The sequence below is a fragment of the Phaeobacter sp. CECT 5382 genome, from assembly GCF_001457775.1.
Lineage (GTDB): Bacteria > Pseudomonadota > Alphaproteobacteria > Rhodobacterales > Rhodobacteraceae > Pseudophaeobacter.
The window spans coordinates 114,634-130,932 of record NZ_CYSG01000012.1; the positions used below are offsets into that span (position 1 = coordinate 114,634).

The 16,299-nt window shown below is 55.4% G+C and carries 16 protein-coding genes, 1 tRNA gene and 1 pseudogene; 9 read left to right on the top strand and 9 right to left on the bottom strand.

All coding sequences use genetic code 11. The annotated features are described in order from the left end of the window. Window positions 1–98: 98 nt before the first annotated feature. The gene (locus tag PH5382_RS13695) at window positions 99–710 is read left to right on the top strand and encodes an arylesterase (RefSeq protein ID WP_231751879.1); all 612 of its coding nucleotides are present in this window, start codon (window positions 99–101) and stop codon (window positions 708–710) included. A 133-nt stretch (window positions 711–843) separates the two neighbouring features. On the opposite strand, the gene PH5382_RS13700 is transcribed toward PH5382_RS13695, so the two are convergent. Further along, a complete protein-coding gene (locus PH5382_RS13700; RefSeq protein ID WP_058334955.1) occupies window positions 844–1,050 on the bottom strand; it encodes a cold-shock protein in 207 nt (68 codons plus the stop codon). A 243-nt stretch (window positions 1,051–1,293) separates the two neighbouring features. Continuing rightward, the gene (locus PH5382_RS13705) at window positions 1,294–1,875 is read right to left on the bottom strand and encodes a L,D-transpeptidase (RefSeq protein WP_058334956.1); all 582 of its coding nucleotides are present in this window, start codon (window positions 1,873–1,875) and stop codon (window positions 1,294–1,296) included. A gap of 181 nt (window positions 1,876–2,056) precedes the next feature. Between PH5382_RS13705 and trxA the strand changes: the two genes are divergently transcribed. Then, window positions 2,057–2,485 (top strand): thioredoxin, encoded by a 429-nt coding sequence (trxA, locus tag PH5382_RS13710; RefSeq protein WP_058334957.1) that lies wholly within the window; start codon window positions 2,057–2,059, stop codon window positions 2,483–2,485. Window positions 2,486–2,615: 130 nt separating this feature from the next. Here trxA and PH5382_RS13715 read toward each other — a convergent pair whose 3' ends face one another. From PH5382_RS13715 to ettA, 4 genes are all read right to left on the bottom strand, one after another. Then, window positions 2,616–2,867, bottom strand: a complete 252-nt coding sequence (locus PH5382_RS13715; protein ID WP_058334958.1) for a hypothetical protein — start codon at window positions 2,865–2,867, stop codon at window positions 2,616–2,618. A gap of 182 nt (window positions 2,868–3,049) precedes the next feature. Further along, window positions 3,050–3,307 (bottom strand): hypothetical protein, encoded by a 258-nt coding sequence (locus PH5382_RS13720; RefSeq protein ID WP_058334959.1) that lies wholly within the window; start codon window positions 3,305–3,307, stop codon window positions 3,050–3,052. A 289-nt stretch (window positions 3,308–3,596) separates the two neighbouring features. Next, on the bottom strand, window positions 3,597–4,490 hold the full coding sequence (locus tag PH5382_RS13725; RefSeq protein WP_058334960.1) for a GIY-YIG nuclease family protein: 894 nt from the start codon (window positions 4,488–4,490) through the stop codon (window positions 3,597–3,599). Between the two features lie 54 nt (window positions 4,491–4,544). Then, the gene (gene ettA, locus PH5382_RS13730; protein ID WP_058334961.1) at window positions 4,545–6,200 is read right to left on the bottom strand and encodes an energy-dependent translational throttle protein EttA; all 1,656 of its coding nucleotides are present in this window, start codon (window positions 6,198–6,200) and stop codon (window positions 4,545–4,547) included. A gap of 436 nt (window positions 6,201–6,636) precedes the next feature. Between ettA and PH5382_RS13735 the strand changes: the two genes are divergently transcribed. Further along, window positions 6,637–6,713: transfer RNA gene (locus PH5382_RS13735), tRNA-Arg, on the top strand. Window positions 6,714–7,494: 781 nt separating this feature from the next. Here the strand turns inward: PH5382_RS13735 and PH5382_RS13740 are convergent. Both PH5382_RS13740 and PH5382_RS13745 read right to left on the bottom strand, forming a co-directional pair. Continuing rightward, on the bottom strand, window positions 7,495–8,832 hold the full coding sequence (locus tag PH5382_RS13740; protein ID WP_058334962.1) for an ATP-binding protein: 1,338 nt from the start codon (window positions 8,830–8,832) through the stop codon (window positions 7,495–7,497). Further along, window positions 8,829–9,488 (bottom strand): response regulator, encoded by a 660-nt coding sequence (locus tag PH5382_RS13745; protein ID WP_058334963.1) that lies wholly within the window; start codon window positions 9,486–9,488, stop codon window positions 8,829–8,831. The genes PH5382_RS13740 and PH5382_RS13745 overlap by 4 nt, the downstream gene beginning before the upstream one ends. A 145-nt stretch (window positions 9,489–9,633) precedes the next feature. Here PH5382_RS13745 and PH5382_RS13750 point away from each other — a divergent pair, with 145 nt between their 5' ends. The 6 genes from PH5382_RS13750 to PH5382_RS13775 all read left to right on the top strand — a co-directional run bounded on the left by PH5382_RS13750 (window position 9,634) and on the right by PH5382_RS13775 (window position 15,345). Next, on the top strand, window positions 9,634–10,023 hold the full coding sequence (locus PH5382_RS13750; protein ID WP_058334964.1) for a PepSY domain-containing protein: 390 nt from the start codon (window positions 9,634–9,636) through the stop codon (window positions 10,021–10,023). Between the two features lie 557 nt (window positions 10,024–10,580). Further along, complete coding sequence (locus PH5382_RS13755) at window positions 10,581–11,153, top strand: aspartyl/asparaginyl beta-hydroxylase domain-containing protein (protein WP_058334965.1); 573 nt, start codon at window positions 10,581–10,583, stop codon at window positions 11,151–11,153. A gap of 24 nt (window positions 11,154–11,177) precedes the next feature. Next, entirely contained in the window at window positions 11,178–12,041 is an 864-nt protein-coding gene (locus PH5382_RS13760; RefSeq protein WP_058334966.1) for an alpha/beta fold hydrolase, read from the top strand. Between the two features lie 174 nt (window positions 12,042–12,215). Next, window positions 12,216–13,151, top strand: coding sequence for a DUF1611 domain-containing protein (locus PH5382_RS13765; RefSeq protein ID WP_156414915.1), 936 nt, complete (start codon window positions 12,216–12,218; stop codon window positions 13,149–13,151). 20 nt (window positions 13,152–13,171) lie between these two features. Continuing rightward, window positions 13,172–14,848: an ATP-binding cassette domain-containing protein gene (locus PH5382_RS13770; protein ID WP_058334968.1), complete on the top strand. Its 1,677-nt coding sequence runs from the start codon at window positions 13,172–13,174 to the stop codon at window positions 14,846–14,848. Between the two features lie 8 nt (window positions 14,849–14,856). Then, entirely contained in the window at window positions 14,857–15,345 is a 489-nt protein-coding gene (locus PH5382_RS13775) for a hypothetical protein (RefSeq protein WP_058334969.1), read from the top strand. A 286-nt stretch (window positions 15,346–15,631) separates the two neighbouring features. Here the strand turns inward: PH5382_RS13775 and PH5382_RS13780 are convergent. Further along, a pseudogene (locus PH5382_RS13780) lies at window positions 15,632–16,242 on the bottom strand (IS3 family transposase); the annotation flags it as partial. Window positions 16,243–16,299: the final 57 nt, after the last annotated feature.

The window sequence follows — 16,299 nt, forward strand, 5'->3', positions numbered from 1 at the left end:
CCTGTTGAATGCAATCTTTCCGATATGGAGTATTTGTGGCGATGCACAAGGTTTGGACCCTGTTGGGTTTTTTTATTTTTACCAGTGTGGCTGTCTTCATGGGCGGCAAAGCGCATGCCGAAACCCTTCGGATCACCGTTTTTGGCGATAGTCTGGTTCAGGGCTATGGCCTGCCACAGGGCGAAGGGCTGGTGCCCCAGCTGGAGGCCTGGCTGCAGGATCAGCAGCTTGATGTGGCGCTGGTAAATGCCGGGGTGTCTGGGGATACCACTGCAGGCGGCGCGGCGCGGATCGACTGGACGCTGGCGGATGACCCGCAGGGGTTGATCGTGTTGCTGGGGGGCAATGACCTTTTGCGCGGGTTAGGGCCGGATCAGGCAGCGGCCAATCTGCGCCAGATCATGATGGCGGCCCAGGCGCGGCATGTTGCTGTCTTGCTGGTGGGCATGCAGGCGCCGGGCAACTACGGGCCAGAATACAAGGCGCGCTTTGATGCGATCTATAGCGCATTGGCGGATGAATTCGGAAGTCTGCTGCACAGTGATGCCTTTGCCGGTATTCGTGCCGTTGCCGGCAGCGATCCGGCGCAGGCTCAAGCCTATATGCAACCCGACAATATTCACCCCAATGCCAAGGGTGTCGCCCTGAATGTTGCGGCTCTGGGCCCGATGGTTGCTGAGCTCGCCAGTCGGATCAAGACCGGCGGATAACCGGCGCCGTCATTCTGGCGGGATCCAGCAACTCAAAGCATCAATTCATAACGCCGACGGCTGGGCCAAAAGCAAAAGCGGCCCCAAACAGGGGCCGCCAGATAGGGCTCGCAGGCGAGCAATGTTTGGCGGTTTACAGTAGTGCGAGATCAACTGCAGATTCACGACCGTCACGGCCGGGCTGCATCTCGTAGCTGACTTTCTGATTGTCTGCGAGGCCGGTCAGGCCGGACCGCTCAACAGCGGAAATGTGAACAAATACGTCCTTGCCGCCATCATCGGGGGCAATAAAACCAAAGCCTTTGGTAGTGTTGAACCATTTGACGGTGCCTGTGGCCATCGTCTCTTCTCCTAGTCTTCTCTCAATTCTCTGCCCGCAGCATGCGATAGCAGGGCTGGTCAAACCCATGGGGATGACCGCGCCGGTAGGGAACGGTACCGCCATTTCGTAACCTTGCGATGACAGCATTGGACAGAAGAGAGCCCCGCGCAAGAAAAATTCGCAGTGTACTCTCTTTGCGCAGGTTCTGGCACCGCTCCGTGACTGCCCCGAAAGAGGGCTGCCGGATATCTGCGCAGAACTCTAAAGGACCGTCACTCTGGTGCCGACAGGAACCCGTTCATAGAGATCGACAACATGGTCGTTCAGCATGCGAATACAGCCATTCGAAGCTGAGGATCCGATTGTTTTTGGCTGATTGGTTCCATGGATGCGGAAGTAGGTGTCGATGCCGTTTTGGTACAGATACAGTGCCCGCGCACCCAAGGGGTTTTCCGGCCCGCCGGGTTGAACATAGCGATTGTCGACAAAGCGGCTGTAGCTGCCCGGACTGCGGTCAATCATCTCGGCTGTTGGCCGCCAGCTGGGCCATTCTCTCTTGCGCTGGATGACCGCCTCGCCGGTGAACTCCAGCCCGGCCTTACCAACGCCGACCCCATATCGCACCGCCTTGCGCTTTTCGGTGACGAAATACAGATAGTAGGACTGCGGCAGGATCAGGATCTCACCGGGTTCATACTGTTTCTTGATGCGGACAAATTGTGGCGTGGGGTCAAATCCCTCTTCGTTTGCTGCCTGAACCTGCGCGGGAACGGCAAACCCGGAGGCGGCAGCAACCGTGCCGACTGCCAAGGCGTTAGCGGTAAAGGTGCGGCGGTTAATCATTAAGAGCCTCATATTCTGGAACATTGAGTAGCACCAGTCTGCGAAGCCAGACGCCCAAGGTCAAGTTGCAGGGCGGCCGGTTCAGGGCAGGATGACCGGGGGCGGGGCCCTTGCATGGGCTAGGGCAGGGTTTATATGCAGGTTGATCAATGTGATCGAGGAATATGATCGGAGATGTCTCATGGGTGCAAAAACCCTCACTTGCCTGTCCTGTGCGCAATTGAACAGGGTGCCAGAGGAGAAACTCACCTCGGGTCCGAAATGTGGCAGTTGCGGTGCCCCTTTGATGCCGTCCGGACCTGTGGATGTGGATCCTGCTGTTTTGCAAAAGGCGGCACAAAATGACGACTTGCCGCTGGTAGTGGATTTCTGGGCGCCATGGTGTGGCCCCTGTAAGATGATGGGGCCGGAGTTTGCTAAGTCCGCCAAATCACTGGCGGGGCGGGCACGGCTGGTCAAGCTGGACACGCAAAAACACCAATCCACAGGCGCGCGCTACCGGATCAAAGGGATCCCGACGCTGGTGGCCTTTGAACGTGGCAAAGAGAAAAAGCGCCAGTCAGGGGCTCTGCGCGAAGGCCAGATCACCGGTTGGGTCAAAGCGCTTTGACAGAAGTTGAGGTCCCGGGGGCAGTCGCAGGGGGCGAGTTTTCGGAGCGAGAGTGTCAGAAGTGCAAAGTGGCAGCATTGATGGGATTTTAGCGTAGCTGGTGGTATGCAACTGCCTGTGCGGCCACGTCTCAAAGCGACGTTGAATACACCCCGTCAGACCCTTCGGGCTCGGCTGTGGCCATTGTCGTTTCCTGGGCCACGTCCTGTACTGAGCGCAGGACGAATACCGTGAACATGATTGTGGACATGCAGATGGCAAAGACCGGATAAAGCAAAAGACTGAGCCATAGTGGGAAGCCGAATATGATGCTGGCAATCACTGTTGCTAGAACTGCGACGATCGCCCCAATGCCTGCGCTTAGCCAAGCCAAAACGGTCACTCCCCTTGCCCACCCAATTGCTCACCAAACCGGTGATTGGGGTCAAGGATGAAGCATTTGCTCCCGTCTTACTATCACTCCCAAAAGGTATAACGCCTATCCTAAAGCTTAGTTGGGCGCTGCTTTTAGGTAGGAAAGCAACCTGAGGGAGACGTCTCTTGAGGCGTTAGGTCAGGTGCTGTTCAGGTCGTCGCCGGGGTGACTTTGGCCGTGCCTTGGCCGCGGTTGGTCTGGCCGCGGTTGGTTTGCGCCTTGTTCGGTGCACTGTCTTGCGGACCGTTGCGCAGCAACAGGGCAAGAATGGCCAGAACAGCAACCAGAGTACCTGAGGCAGAATAGAGCAGCAGCCCCTGCCAGATGTGCAGATCAAAGACGGCAAGACCGGCAGTGGCCGAAACAAGGCCCACAAAGGATCCCAGGATGATGCTTGCAAACGCCATGACACAAACTCCCTCAACTCAAAACCGCAGACTAAATTTAGCGCGACGTGGCCCATTCAATACAGCAAGTAATGATTAATATTTTGTTCAAATTAGGGAGGGCATACGGCCAAGCGGTGAAAAGCGGGGCCTTTTCGGGTGATTTGGGGAAGGTTTCATGCAGGGCGGCGGGCCGCACCTGACCTTCCCGTCGCGCCCGTGGCATGCTTCCAGCACGACGAAGGCGCATTCGCACCTCCCCAAGGTCAGACGCGGGCCTTTTATTGGTCGGCTGGTCCAGCTAACTGACTTACTCTTTCAGAAGGTGTTCTTTCCATTCTCCGTAGTTCAAAGTCTTTCCTTGAACCTGCCAATCAGTCCGCCCATTGCGTGAAGTCCCGAAAAGAAAAACAGCGGCAGCACTCGGGCTGGAGAATGCAATGTCTTCTAGTAATTCAAAAGTTTGATCGCCGACCTTAGAGATTTTCCCAACGGTTAGATGTTGGTCCCTTAGATTTTTCAATCTTTCATGAAAAGATGCGGCTTCCTTGAGATCGCCTGTTGAACCAGCAAGCACAACGAACTCGCCTTCAATTTCCCTGGCAGTGGCTGAAATACCTTTCCGCTTATGCTGGATCGTAAAGGCTGGGGCTTCGGCAGAATCTGCCACGAAGTTTCCAGCTGGAGAAGATGGGACTTTTCTAAAGAAATCTACGCCGACCACTGGTAAAACCAGCTGCAGTTGCTCAAGAAATGACTCCATATCTGAAATATCGGCCTCCGGAAGCCTATCAAAATTCGGGTCAGTCTTATTTGTTACTTTGGACTTCTTGGCCTCTTTCAACAAGGTAATAAGGCGGCCTTCTAGGTATTTCACATGGGCCTTTGTAAGGTTCATATCCTTGTTTGTGACAGCGATGAAGCGTTCCCAAAAAGCTTTGTCATCATCCCTTGAATGGCTTGATAGTCGTGCGGAGATGTCATCTCCTTCACCAATGTAAACCATGGGAAGGTCCGCGTCTAAAGGCGACCCATAAAGGATGTATATACCTGTCTTCTTCAATTCGCTTCGCTTTAGTGCCGTTTCTAGGCGGGTGCGTGGAGCTGAGAGGACATGACCTGTCCAATTGACGATTTCGGCAGTTAGAATCCCTGTGGGCGTCCCTTCCGCTAAGAAAAGTCGTACAGATCGTCCTGTTGGCATGCAAAATACCTTTCCAAGCAAAAAAGCCCCGCCAAGAGGCGGGGCTTAGAATTTCTACCGCACAAACTTCTTGTGCTTCAGGCGTTTAGGCTCCAGCGCATCTGCCCCGAGGCGGCGTTCCTTGTCTTCCTCGTAGTCCTCAAAGTTACCCTCGAACCACTCCACATGGGCGTCGCCTTCAAAGGCCAGCATATGGGTGCAGATCCGGTCGAGGAAGAAACGGTCGTGAGAGATCACCACGGCGCAGCCGGCAAAATCCACTAGCGCGTCTTCGAGCGCACGCAGGGTTTCCACGTCCAGATCGTTGGTCGGTTCATCGAGCAGCAGCACGTTGCCGCCCTCTTTCAGCAGACGCGCCATGTGGACGCGGTTGCGTTCCCCACCCGACAGCAGGTTCAGCGGTTTTTGCTGATCGCCGCCCTTGAAGTTGAACGAGGAACAATAGGCGCGGGAGTTCACCTGCGCGTCGCCAAGTTCAATGATCTCGGCACCGCCAGAAATCGCTTCCCAGACGGTTTCATTGTCTTTCAGATCGTCGCGCGACTGGTCGACATAGGACAGTTTGACTGTGTCGCCATAAGAAACGCTGCCCTCGTCGGGCTGCTCCTGGCCGGTCAACATGCGGAACAGGGTGGATTTACCCGCACCGTTGGGGCCGATCACACCGACGATACCGCCGGGCGGCAGATCAAACGACAGGTTCTCGACCAGCTGCTTGTCGCCATAGTGTTTCGAGATGCCGTCGACCTCGATCACCTTGTTGCCCAGACGCGGGCCGTTGGGGATGACGATCTGCGCGCGGGTCAGTTTTTCGCGCTCTGACTGTTCTGCCAGGTCGTTATAGGCGTTGATCCGGGCCTTCGATTTGGCTTGCCGTGCCTTGGCACCCTGACGCATCCACTCGAGTTCGCGTTCCAGCGTCTTTTGCTTGGATTTGTCCTCGCGGGCTTCCTGGCTCAGACGCTTGGCTTTTTGCTCCAGCCAGTCAGAGTAGTTGCCCTCGTTGGGGATGCCTTTGCCACGGTCGAGCTCAAGGATCCAGCTGGTGATGTCGTCCAGGAAATAGCGGTCGTGGGTGACGATCAGGATGGTGCCTTTGTAGTCGATCAGGTGCTGTTGCAGCCAGGCGATGGTTTCTGCATCCAGGTGGTTGGTTGGTTCATCCAGCAGCAGCATTTCGGGTGCTTCGAGCAGCAGTTTGCACAGGGCCACCCGGCGTTTTTCACCGCCCGAAAGATTGGCGATCTCGGCATCGTCAGGGGGGCAGCGCAGCGCCTCCATCGACACATCGATCTGGCTGTCGAGATCCCACAAGTCCTGCGCGTCGATCACGTCCTGCAGCTCGGCCATCTCGGCGGCAGTCTCATCCGAGTAGTTCATCGCCAGCTCGTTATAGCGGTCAAGGATGTCCTTTTTCGCCTTCACGCCCAGCATGACGTTTTCCCGCACGGTGAGATTTTCATCGAGCTTGGGCTCCTGCGGCAAATAGCCGACGCGCACGCCTTCGGCAGCCCAGGCCTCACCGGTGAAGTCTTTGTCGAGGCCGGCCATGATCTTCATCAGGGTGGATTTACCGGCGCCGTTGACGCCGACCACACCGATTTTCACGCCGGGCAGAAACGAGAGGTGGATGTTTTCAAAGCATTTCTTGCCACCGGGGTAGGTCTTGGAGACACCCTGCATGTGGTAGACGTATTGATTGGCGGCCATGTGACTGCTCCATGATGGGGGAAATCTTGCTGGCTGGTGTGATAGCGGATGGGAGGGCGGGGGGCAATCATGGATGCAACGCCAACATTGTGGGAGCTACCAGTGCGCGATCCATGCGGCGTAACGCCTCCATTTTTCGGACATCGTCCCGGCACATGTCCAATGGGTGTGCAGGCCTTAGGCTGCGGCGTGCCCATTCCACATGCGTAAAAGCCCATCGAAAAAAGGCCTGTTTGTAGATAGGTATCCCAGTGCTCTACCAGGTTGACAGGGCAAGATATTTGGCTGATACAGCCGAAAGAAGAGCGGGCCGTTAGCTCAGCTGGATTAGAGCAGGGAACTTCTAATCGGATGGTCAAGTCCAGATTTTGCTTTGAATTAAAGGTGATTAGCAAGTAGTAGATTATCGCGGACTGTTTTACAGACTGCTTTCAGCGGCTCCGTAGCTCAACTGGATAGAGCAAGGACCTTCTAAGTCCGAGGTTGAGGGTTCAAGTCCTTCCGGGGCCGCCAAAATCTAAGCTTGTTGGGATATTAGCGTTTCATCGCGCAATGTCAAAACCCCATGTGCACGACCTCTCAATGAGAAGCGTTGTATGGAGCAACTACCTGATCAATACGAGGAGCTCCACGCGCTCCGTGACAGTATCGAAGGCACAAACTGAAAAATCAGTGAGTCGCGTGGAGTTATCAATAGCCTCGCAGACTTTTTCCAGGTTTGCAGATGTTGATTGCAAATCGCAGCGACCGTCAGGTTGCAGCCCTTCCTGGACGTTCATTCCGCCTGGCGCGACAGGTTCGCTGCAGATGCGAACTACTAATGCGGTTTTCCCGAAAGCGGACGCACAGTGTACCATGGTAGCATCAAGTGATGCTGCAGACTGCTTAGATGTCGGCTTTACGGGGTGGCTTCAACGGGTCGCTGCAACACGTTAATCTTTTTGAAGAGATGGAGTGTAAGTCATGCGCTATCGGAAGCGGATATTTTCACAGATAAACAAAAGTCGGGTATTCGCCTCTCGAAGGAACCACATGAGCAACCGCCTTATCGTTGCGCAAGGCGCATGGGAAGACGTCCCGGATTGGATCGCGAGAGGTTGGCGACATTGAAAGTCAGAGCCTCTGTACACCGCCCAAAGGCAAGGACGGCCCGACCCACATATTGCTAGGCGGCGCTTGCAAGATGTCCGCAGTTGAGGGGGGGTGGTCTTGCACCTCGGAGTGTGGGTGGTCGTTTCAGGTTTCGCTGGCCGTTTTTTTCAAGAAGGCACAAATAAACTGATGAAAGCGACCATCAATCTTTTTCAGCGGTCCCCGGTAGTTGAAACACCGCCTCGAATCCCTCCGTCCCGCCCGGTAGCGGCGAGTGCAGCACCAATGTCGCTTGCGCGCCATCGGCAATTGCTTGCACAATGGACAAGCCCAGTCCGCTGCCTTTACCGCTCGTCTGCCCGCGCTCAAAACGCGCGGTTAATCGGGCCAGTATTTCGGGTGAGACTGAAGGACCATCGTTGATCACGTGGAAGGTGCCATTACTGTTCAGGCGCACCTTAATTGCGGTGTCGCTGCCGCCATGACGCAGGGCATTTTCGACTAAGTTTCGGACGACGATGGCGAACGCATCAGGATCAAGGTCCGACAGTACCGGTTTGGCTGGGGTTTCAATTTCAATACGGCCTGGTCCTGCGGCTCGGTTCAATTCAGTGAGCGCCATTCTTAGTATGGGGCGCAGATCTGAGCTGTTGTCGAGCCGCAAGCGTCCGCCTTCAGCGCGCGCCAATTGCATGAGCTTCTCTGACAACCGGGTCAGTCGTCTGAGCGACACTTCGATGTCGGCAGCCCTTTGGCCGACATTGGCATCAGATGTTTCACTCATCAATCGTTGGGTCTGTGCCAGCGCTGCGGCAACCGGAGTGCGCAATTCATGCGCGGCGTTTGCGGTAAAGCTTCGTTCGGCTTCAAGCGTGCGACTCAGCCGATCCAGAACGTTATTCACGGCTTTAGCCATTGGCTTGATTTCCTCTGGAAGGTTATCATCGCCAACCGCCGAAAGATCGCGAGCGCCTCGCCTGGCCAAAGCATGGCTAAAGCGTCGTACCGACCGCAGACTGAGCCGGACAATCAATAACACGCCGATCAAGCCAAGCGGAATGACCACAGACAACGGCAAGATTAACCCAATTGTAACTTCGCGCGCGACATCGGCACGATGGCTCAGCGGCTCAGCGACTGCAATAGTGATCGAACCTTGCAGCGCGGCATCATAATAGAGCCTGTGGGTCGCAGTTTGGCGGAATCCCAACCCCTCAAACGCGGGAAAATTCGCATCCTCAGCGGCATGCGATCGCAGCAGGACATGACCCTGATCATCGCGCACAATATAGGTGAAGAACTCTTCGTGCTCGTGCAGTGTGGAGATGCGCTGGCTGACTCCCCCCTCGCGATTGATCGTATCGAGAACCGCCAGAGGCAGGATTCGTTGTGCGGTTTCCTCCAATGTGGAATCAAATACTTCGCCCATCTCGGCTCTGAGAAGTGTGCTCGTAGCCCAAGCCGTGACCAGCCATAACAGCGTCAGCGACAACCCCAGTGCGAGGGCCAGTCGGCCTTGTAGAGAGCTGGGCATTTTCATGCCGCACCCAGCCGGTAGCCTAAACCGCGTACTGTCTCGATCCGTTCATGCCCCAGTTTTTTGCGCAAACGACTAACGTGGACTTCAATCGTGTTGCTCTCGATTTCCGATCCAAAGGAATAGAGACGCTCCTCTAGCTGGGTTTTGGACAATAGCTGCCCGGGCCGTTGTACAAAGGCCTCAAACAGCACCCATTCCCGGGCGGTTAGCGGCACCAACTTGCCAGCGCGGTGAACCGAACGCGCGGCAAGATCCACCTCCAAATCGGCCAAAGTGACCAGCGGGTTGGGATTGCCTGAATACCGCCTGGCAACTGCACCGACCCGGGCTGAAAGCTCGGCCAGATCAAAGGGTTTAACCATATAATCATCAGCCCCGGCGTTCAGTCCTTCGATCCGGTCGCTGATCTGATCCAGAGCCGTCAAGATGATCACAGGTGTTACATCCCCCTGCTTTCTAAGACGGCGTAAAAATGGCTGCCCCCGACCATCGGGCAGCATCAGGTCGAGCAGAATTAAATCATAGGCGGCAACCGCCAAAAATTCGCTTGCTGCGTCCAGTCGTGTCGCCCAGTCAACGGAGTAGCCATCAGCGACGATCTGATCACGTACCGCAGCCCCAAGCACTGTGTCATCCTCGATCAACAATACGCGCATATCTGTTTAGCCCCGTTTCATCTGTTGTCCTTTTATCACCGAAAAGGCTGATGTGCACCTTAAGCACAAAGCCAATGCACTTCAGGTTGGCGTCAGGTCGATGGGCGACAAAGCCTGAGAGAAACCAGTTTCAGGAAATGAAACAATGAAGACGTATTTGAACATGGCAACCCTACTTGCAGGCCTTGTCGCGGCTGGCGCAGCACTGGCTGATGGCGATGAGTGCCACGTCCCCATGAGCCAATGGCAACCCCGTGAGGCGCTGCTGGCAATGGTCGCAGACCAAGGCTGGACTGTCCGCCGGATCAGGACGGAGGATGGTTGCTATAAAATCAAAGGTCGCGATACTGAAGGCCGCGAAATAGAGGTCAAGGTCGACCCTGCCACGCTGGCCATGGTTGATTTTGAATTCGATGATAATGATGATGACGACGATCGTGGCCGTGGCCGTGGCAATTCCGTCGTCCCGACCGAGGCCCTGGCACCGCCTGCCAATGAGCTATTTGTCCCCAGTAGATCGCCCGTAGTTGAATAATGGTCCGCGTCTGGGATCCGCTGGTGCGTATATTTCATTGGCCGCTGGTTCTGGTCTTTGCGATTGCCCGGCCAAGCCAGACGCGTGGGCTCAACCATGCGCCAACCAGTAAAGGCTGTCTCTGACAGGGTTTCAAAGATCGCCACGATCATCGCCGCCCCTGCAGGATTGTGGCCTGCATATCGCGTCTCGCGGCCCTGGAGAACGGTGCACAGATAGAGTTTCACCGCGCCCGGTCCAAACAGGAATCGCGAAAACCTGCCCTAACGGGAACCAATCAGCCCCCAGATCAATCGCAGGCCAATCAGGCCAACGGCGGCATAGCCAGTCCAGATGTGCCAGCTTCCGCATTCATCAGCGGTATCAGCCGGACATACCACAGATCGTTGCCCCAAGCGCGGCCGGGTCTTTTACTTTCCGCCAGAACCTTACAGCAGGCTGAAGCAAGTTTTTGCTTCCCGTCAGGAAGGCTTCAGACGGCGAGGACATATAGAGTTCGAAGCGACCCACACTGGGGCTTCCACCGATGAAAACGCAACTTGGAAAGAGAACGTGAGATGAAATATTTCAAGCTTATCGAGCCCAACATCGATCCTGCGCCCTACTTGCAGGAAATCTCTGGTGTGGAGGACGCCTGGTCTGTCTCGACGGGTCGGCAAGACAAGATCAAGGTTCAGCGCGAAGCGCTCGCGATACCGTTGCGTGGATTGCGTAAATCCGCGATTGGTGATCGCAAACGCCGCGATGTGCATGAAAGCCGCTGGACCTCAGGGTCGTTGAAATACCCGACGGCCCGCAAGTTTCTTGAAGCGTTTGCAGCCAGTCAAAACTCCATTCTGGGACGCGCCAAGATTGTTTGTCTGCCGGCAGGGAAGCGGGTCTACCCCCATATCGATAATGGCGAGTATTACCGCGTCCGTGACCGCTATCACTTTGTCCTGCGTTCGACCTCGGGTTCCTGGATGAAAACCGGCGATGAGGAAGTGCGCATGAAAGAAGGCGAACTTTGGTGGTTCGACAACAACGTGATGCACGAAGCCAGCAATGATGGCGACGAAGACCGCATTCATATGATTTTCGACATGCTCCCCGAAACATTGGCGGATCAGGTCTTTTCGAACGCGAGTTAGTCATCGGATTGGGGAGAGACGAAAATGTACATGAACAACCCTGACCTGTTTGACGCAGCGGCTGGCTCTCTGAAAGACCCGGAAGTTTCCGCAGTTTTTTTGCCAGCACCCAGCGTATGCGGCTTGCCGTGCTGGGTTGCCCTCCCCGAGGCGAGCGGTGCCTATGGCCCGCCTGTTGTGGCGGTCCATGGGATAAAACGGGGCGCAGAGGTACAGGCAGAAAAACTTGCCGCCCACGCGCGAAAAACAGGAAGACCCGTTATCGCCCCGCTATTTTCTGAGCAAACATGGCCGAACTATCAGCAGGTTGTCAGAAAGGGGCGTGCAGATCTGGCGCTGTTCGGGTTGATGAAAGAACTGCGTGCCAGGGGCATATGGCAAACAGATGCATTCGACCTGGCTGGGTTTTCCGGTGGCGCGCAGTTCACGCACCGCTTTGCGATGCTCTATCCCGAGACTGTCGGACGGCTAACCGTATCCTCTGCGGGCTGGTTCACTTTTCCCGACAGTAGCCCGTTTCCTTATGGTGTCGGACCTCGCCGGGGCCGTCACAACTGGGGCCCCGTTATGGAAGACAGACTGGCAGCATTCCTCAAACTGCCAATTCTTGTGACGGTTGGAGAAAGGGACTGCAAAAAAGACCGCAATACCCGTTCCGGACCAGCAATTGATGCACAACAAGGTCTTCATCGATTGGAACGAGCGAAAAGTTGGGTGGAGGCCCTGCATGTCGCTGCGGCTTTGCGTGGCCTTCCAGCCCCCGATGTAACCCTGAAAATCCTGCCGCGCTGTGGGCACGGCTTTGTTGAGTGCGTCGATAGGGGAGGCCTGGCGGATCTCGTATTTGCCAGTGATCCCAGACCGGGCCGCGTACCAAATGTAGCCTAACACTGGTTCCAAATCCAATTCGAGCAGAAAAGGAAGAACAGAATGTCAAATGGACAAACCGAAACCAATCTGATCTCAAACGCAAAATGGGCGTTTACGACCCGCCGCGTCGATCGGCAGGATTGCACCCGCCTTACAACTGATTTTGCCGCTGCAAACCCAGGCGACCTTGTCTTGTGCGAGGTTCAAAAGATCGGCTCTCATAAACGTGTCCAACTGAACGTGGGCCGGTACTCTACGCTGTATCCCGGAGACACTGTTGTGCTGGCTTGTGGTGCACGCTATGCGCCGGACCAGTATGAAGGGATTGCAGTTATTGATGAAAGCAGCAGTGATATGCTGGCCGGCGGTGGCGTCATCGGGACAATGCGGAAATCCAATCATCGAATGTCCGGGCCCACAAAAGTAAAGCCGCTGGGTGTCATTTCGCGCAGCAACGGCGCGCCGGTCAACATCGCTGACTATGCAATGGCAAATATGGTTCTGCCGATCAACCTCACGATAGTTGCTGCTGTCGGCTCGTCCATGAATGGTGGCAAGACAACAGCTGTCGCAAGTTTCGCCCATGGCCTGTCAAAAGCGGGTCACAAAGTTGCGGCCATCAAGGTGACGGGTACCGGGTCTTTCGGAGACTACAATGCTTACCTCGACACTGCGTCGCATTTTGTTGCCGATTTCGTCGACGCCGGAATGGTATCAACCTATCAGTTGCCTGTTTCCCAGATCATTTCTGGAATGAACAGCCTTCTTGGTCACGCGTCAGCCGCCGGATGCGACGTTGCTGTTATTGAGTTTGCCGATGGCATTTTCCAGGCCGAGACGGCCGCACTTTTGAAATCGCCAGAAGTGCGCCAAATTCTCGACGGGGTCATATTTGCGGCACCCTGTGCGGCCTCGGTGGTCGGTGGATGCGAGGCGCTGCGGTCCATGGGAATTGAGCCTTCGATTGTGACCGGCAAGGTAAGCGCCTCCCCCATGGCCGTCGAAGAGGCAGAGAAAGCTGCGGCCGTCTCAATCGCCACCAAAGAAGAACTTCTCTCTCCGGAGGCAGCAAGGGGGCTGCTGGAATTTATCCGTAATTCAAACAGGGATCAGGTCCTTACAGCCTGATTCTGGTTCGGAGGTGCGTCATGAGTAAACTACCGAAGCTCACAGGAAATGGCCGCGCAAGAAAGCTGCTTGGGGTTGTTGCAATTGCCTTAGGGCAAGCATTTGCCGCAGGTGTTGCGGCCTTTGCTACACGCAATGTGTTTGTCCATTTGCGCCTGAATGACTCTCCGGTCCCGGTGCAGCCACTGCTGTTTATCGCTGCGGCGGGCCTGGCCATTGCCGCCTTGCGATATCTGGAGCGCGTGCTGGGTGAGAGGATAGGGCAAGATTACGCATCCGATCTCAGGCTGCGGCTGTTTCGGCATTTATCACGTCTTCCCAACCACGTGTTGGAAAAGCGCCGACGCGGCTTTGTCACCTTGCGGTTCGTTGGCGATCTCAGTGCCATTCGCAACTGGATCAGCGCTGGAATTGCGCGACTGATCTCATCCAGCATTGTCCTGCCAACTGCGACGCTTGTTGTGTTTCTCATCAACCCGTTGCTGGGCATGGCCGCGGCTATTCCGATTGCGGCAGGCATCCTTGTCATGCTTGTTGTGGCCCCTCGACTAAACAAGGTTCACGGGCGACTTCGGTCAAGACGGGGCACTCTTGCCGCCGATATGAGTGAAAGGGCCCCCTACGCGGCAGAATTGCGCTTGATGGGGCGTATGCGGATCGAACAAAATGCGTTGCTGCGGAAGACTCATGATCTGATCACGGCTTCTGTCGATCGAGTGAAAGCAAAGTCATTCCTGCGTGCCGTTCCGGATGCAGTTTCTGCCTTGGCTGCGGCCTCTGTCTTCTATGCGGCTTTTCAGGCAAACATACGTGCTGCCGAAGTTGCCGGAGCCCTTGCGGCGGTCGGCTTGATGATCCAACCCATGCGCGATTTGGCAGGCGTCTGGGATCGCTATAAGGCTTGGGTGGCGGCGCGCGATAAATGCCTGAACTTGCTGCGGCAATCTACTTTGGACGCCCCAGCCGCGCCAGAGGCCAAGTTTGTTTGTGAGCCCAAACCCTTGCGATTTTCCAATGCGTCCTTTGGGATCCTGGACAAGATCGATATTGAAGCCCCCAAGGGCAAAAAGATCGCAATTTTAGGGCCAAATGGCAGCGGTAAATCCACCTTACTGAAACTCGCGGCAGGATTGGAGGCGCCCGATAGCGGGCAGGTTCTTCTGGGCGACAGATCGCCAATCAGTCTTGGCTCAGGCGACCGGAAACGCATGATCGACTATATGAGCATGCGAACCCCAATTCTGTCGGGTAGCTTCAGACGTGCGCTCACAATGGGCATTGCTCAAACACCCGAGGACGTTGAGATCGAGGCGATGGCAGAAGCCTATGGGCTGGGTCAGGTTCTAGAGCGGGTTGGAGGTCTGAACGGAAAGATTGCTGAATGGGGCACGAACCTTTCATCGGGGGAAATTCGTCGGGTCATGCTGACAAGAGCGGCCTTGTCCGGAGCTCATTTGATCTTGCTGGATGAACCTGACGATGCCCTGGATTCCGAAGGCCCGCAGCTTTTGCTGAAGTTATTGAGCGGTTCCGAAGCGACGACACTTCTTATCACCCATAATCAGGCCGTCGCTCGGAAGATGGACCAGATCTGGTTCTTAGTTGATGGAAAACTAGTCGACTGCGGCACACCGAGCGAGCTCTTTGACCGACCTGGCCCTGTTGCAAACTTTTTCACCCCCAGGTCGGCCGCGTAGAAACGCAAATGAACACAGGCTTTGGGCTCTCTGAGGCTGGCGCTGGCGCTGAAAAATATCTCCAACCATATGAAATTAAATTCAAAAAAGGAAAAATCCAAATGAAAATAGCTATTGCCTCTTGCATTGCCGCTATCAGTCTCACCGCATGCGCAACCACGTCCCAATCCCTTGTTGCTAGGAATTTCACAAAGCTTACAGGGAGTGAGATCCGCACTATCCTACCCGGCAATTCCCTGAAGGGTACTGACAAAACCGGACAGTATACAATCTACTACACGTCCCAAAGGACAATGAAGATTATCCGAAATGGCCGCAATGACACGGGTCGCTGGCGCATTGACGGTGATATGTACTGTCGGCAATGGACCAAGCTGGGCAAAGGCAAGGAGCGCTGCGTGACAATGTTTCGGCGGGGTGATGCGATTCAATGGGTGCGAAATGATGAAATCACAGACGAAACTGTCTTGTTGAGTGGTAACCCCGATGGTTTGTGATCCTCTGTCTCTTCGATAGCTTTTGGGGTCTGCAGATTAGAGGCTTTTGGGGACGTAAGCTGCTCCCCTGACAAGCCCGGCGTCTAGGAGTAGTTTGCTCTGTACCTGAGAAGAGAAGCCGTTTCAGCGAAGAACAGATTGCTGGGCTACTAAAGGAGGGCACCATTTCTTTCGCAACCTCAGCGAACGGCAGCTTAGACGGGCCGCACAGCAGCAGCGAGCCTTTGACCTGAGCCCCAAGTTCCCACCAGCTTTACGCGGAGTCCTTGGGGTTAAATCTTTGGCGTTAGGCCGCCATCTTGTCCATCGCTTTTCTCTGTAAAAATTCCATGGGTGTCAGGTTGCCCAAGGCTGAATGTGGTCTGCGCCAGTTGTAATCCTCCTGCCATTCTTCGAGCGTTTCGCGCGCATCGCCTAAGGTGCCAAACAGTGTTTCGTTGAGGCATTCATCCCGCAGTTTACCGTTGAAGCTTTCAATGAAACCGTTCTGCTGGGGCTTTCCAGGCGCAATGTAGTGCCAATCGATACCTGTATCCTGAACCCACTTCAGAATTGCCATGCTGGTGAACTCTGTGCCGCTATCAGAAACGATTGTCTTTGGCATGCCTCGCTCAGCGATCACGCGGTCCAGTTCACGCGCAACCCGTTGGCCCGACAAGGATGTATCTGCGACCAGCACCAAGCTCTCGCGGCTGAAGTCGTCAACAACCGCAAGAATGCGAAAGCGGCGGCCATCCGTCAGCGCATCGGACACGAAATCCAAACTCCAGCGCTGGTTTGGGCCGTCTGGCAACACCATCGCTTCCTCGTGCCCAATGCGCACTTCCTGCCGCCCCTACGGCGCACCTGAAGCCTCTCTTCGGTATAAATGCGTCTGACCTTCTTGTAGTTCACGACAAAAGGCGGCGAACGAGTTCAAAGACAAAACAACTGCGATCAACCAGCTTTGGCAAA

Coding starts and splice junctions, on each gene's coding strand:
- PH5382_RS13695 (WP_231751879.1), top strand. CDS start 99: ATGGGCGGCAAAGCGCATGCCGAAACCCTTCGGATCACCGTTTTTGGC.
- PH5382_RS13700 (WP_058334955.1), bottom strand. CDS start 1,050: ATGGCCACAGGCACCGTCAAATGGTTCAACACTACCAAAGGCTTTGGT.
- PH5382_RS13705 (WP_058334956.1), bottom strand. CDS start 1,875: ATGATTAACCGCCGCACCTTTACCGCTAACGCCTTGGCAGTCGGCACG.
- trxA (WP_058334957.1), top strand. CDS start 2,057: ATGGGTGCAAAAACCCTCACTTGCCTGTCCTGTGCGCAATTGAACAGG.
- PH5382_RS13720 (WP_058334959.1), bottom strand. CDS start 3,307: ATGGCGTTTGCAAGCATCATCCTGGGATCCTTTGTGGGCCTTGTTTCG.
- PH5382_RS13725 (WP_058334960.1), bottom strand. CDS start 4,490: ATGCCAACAGGACGATCTGTACGACTTTTCTTAGCGGAAGGGACGCCC.
- ettA (WP_058334961.1), bottom strand. CDS start 6,200: ATGGCCGCCAATCAATACGTCTACCACATGCAGGGTGTCTCCAAGACC.
- PH5382_RS13740 (WP_058334962.1), bottom strand. CDS start 8,832: ATGAAAATGCCCAGCTCTCTACAAGGCCGACTGGCCCTCGCACTGGGG.
- PH5382_RS13745 (WP_058334963.1), bottom strand. CDS start 9,488: ATGCGCGTATTGTTGATCGAGGATGACACAGTGCTTGGGGCTGCGGTA.
- PH5382_RS13750 (WP_058334964.1), top strand. CDS start 9,634: ATGAAGACGTATTTGAACATGGCAACCCTACTTGCAGGCCTTGTCGCG.
- PH5382_RS13755 (WP_058334965.1), top strand. CDS start 10,581: ATGAAATATTTCAAGCTTATCGAGCCCAACATCGATCCTGCGCCCTAC.
- PH5382_RS13760 (WP_058334966.1), top strand. CDS start 11,178: ATGTACATGAACAACCCTGACCTGTTTGACGCAGCGGCTGGCTCTCTG.
- PH5382_RS13770 (WP_058334968.1), top strand. CDS start 13,172: ATGAGTAAACTACCGAAGCTCACAGGAAATGGCCGCGCAAGAAAGCTG.
- PH5382_RS13775 (WP_058334969.1), top strand. CDS start 14,857: ATGAACACAGGCTTTGGGCTCTCTGAGGCTGGCGCTGGCGCTGAAAAA.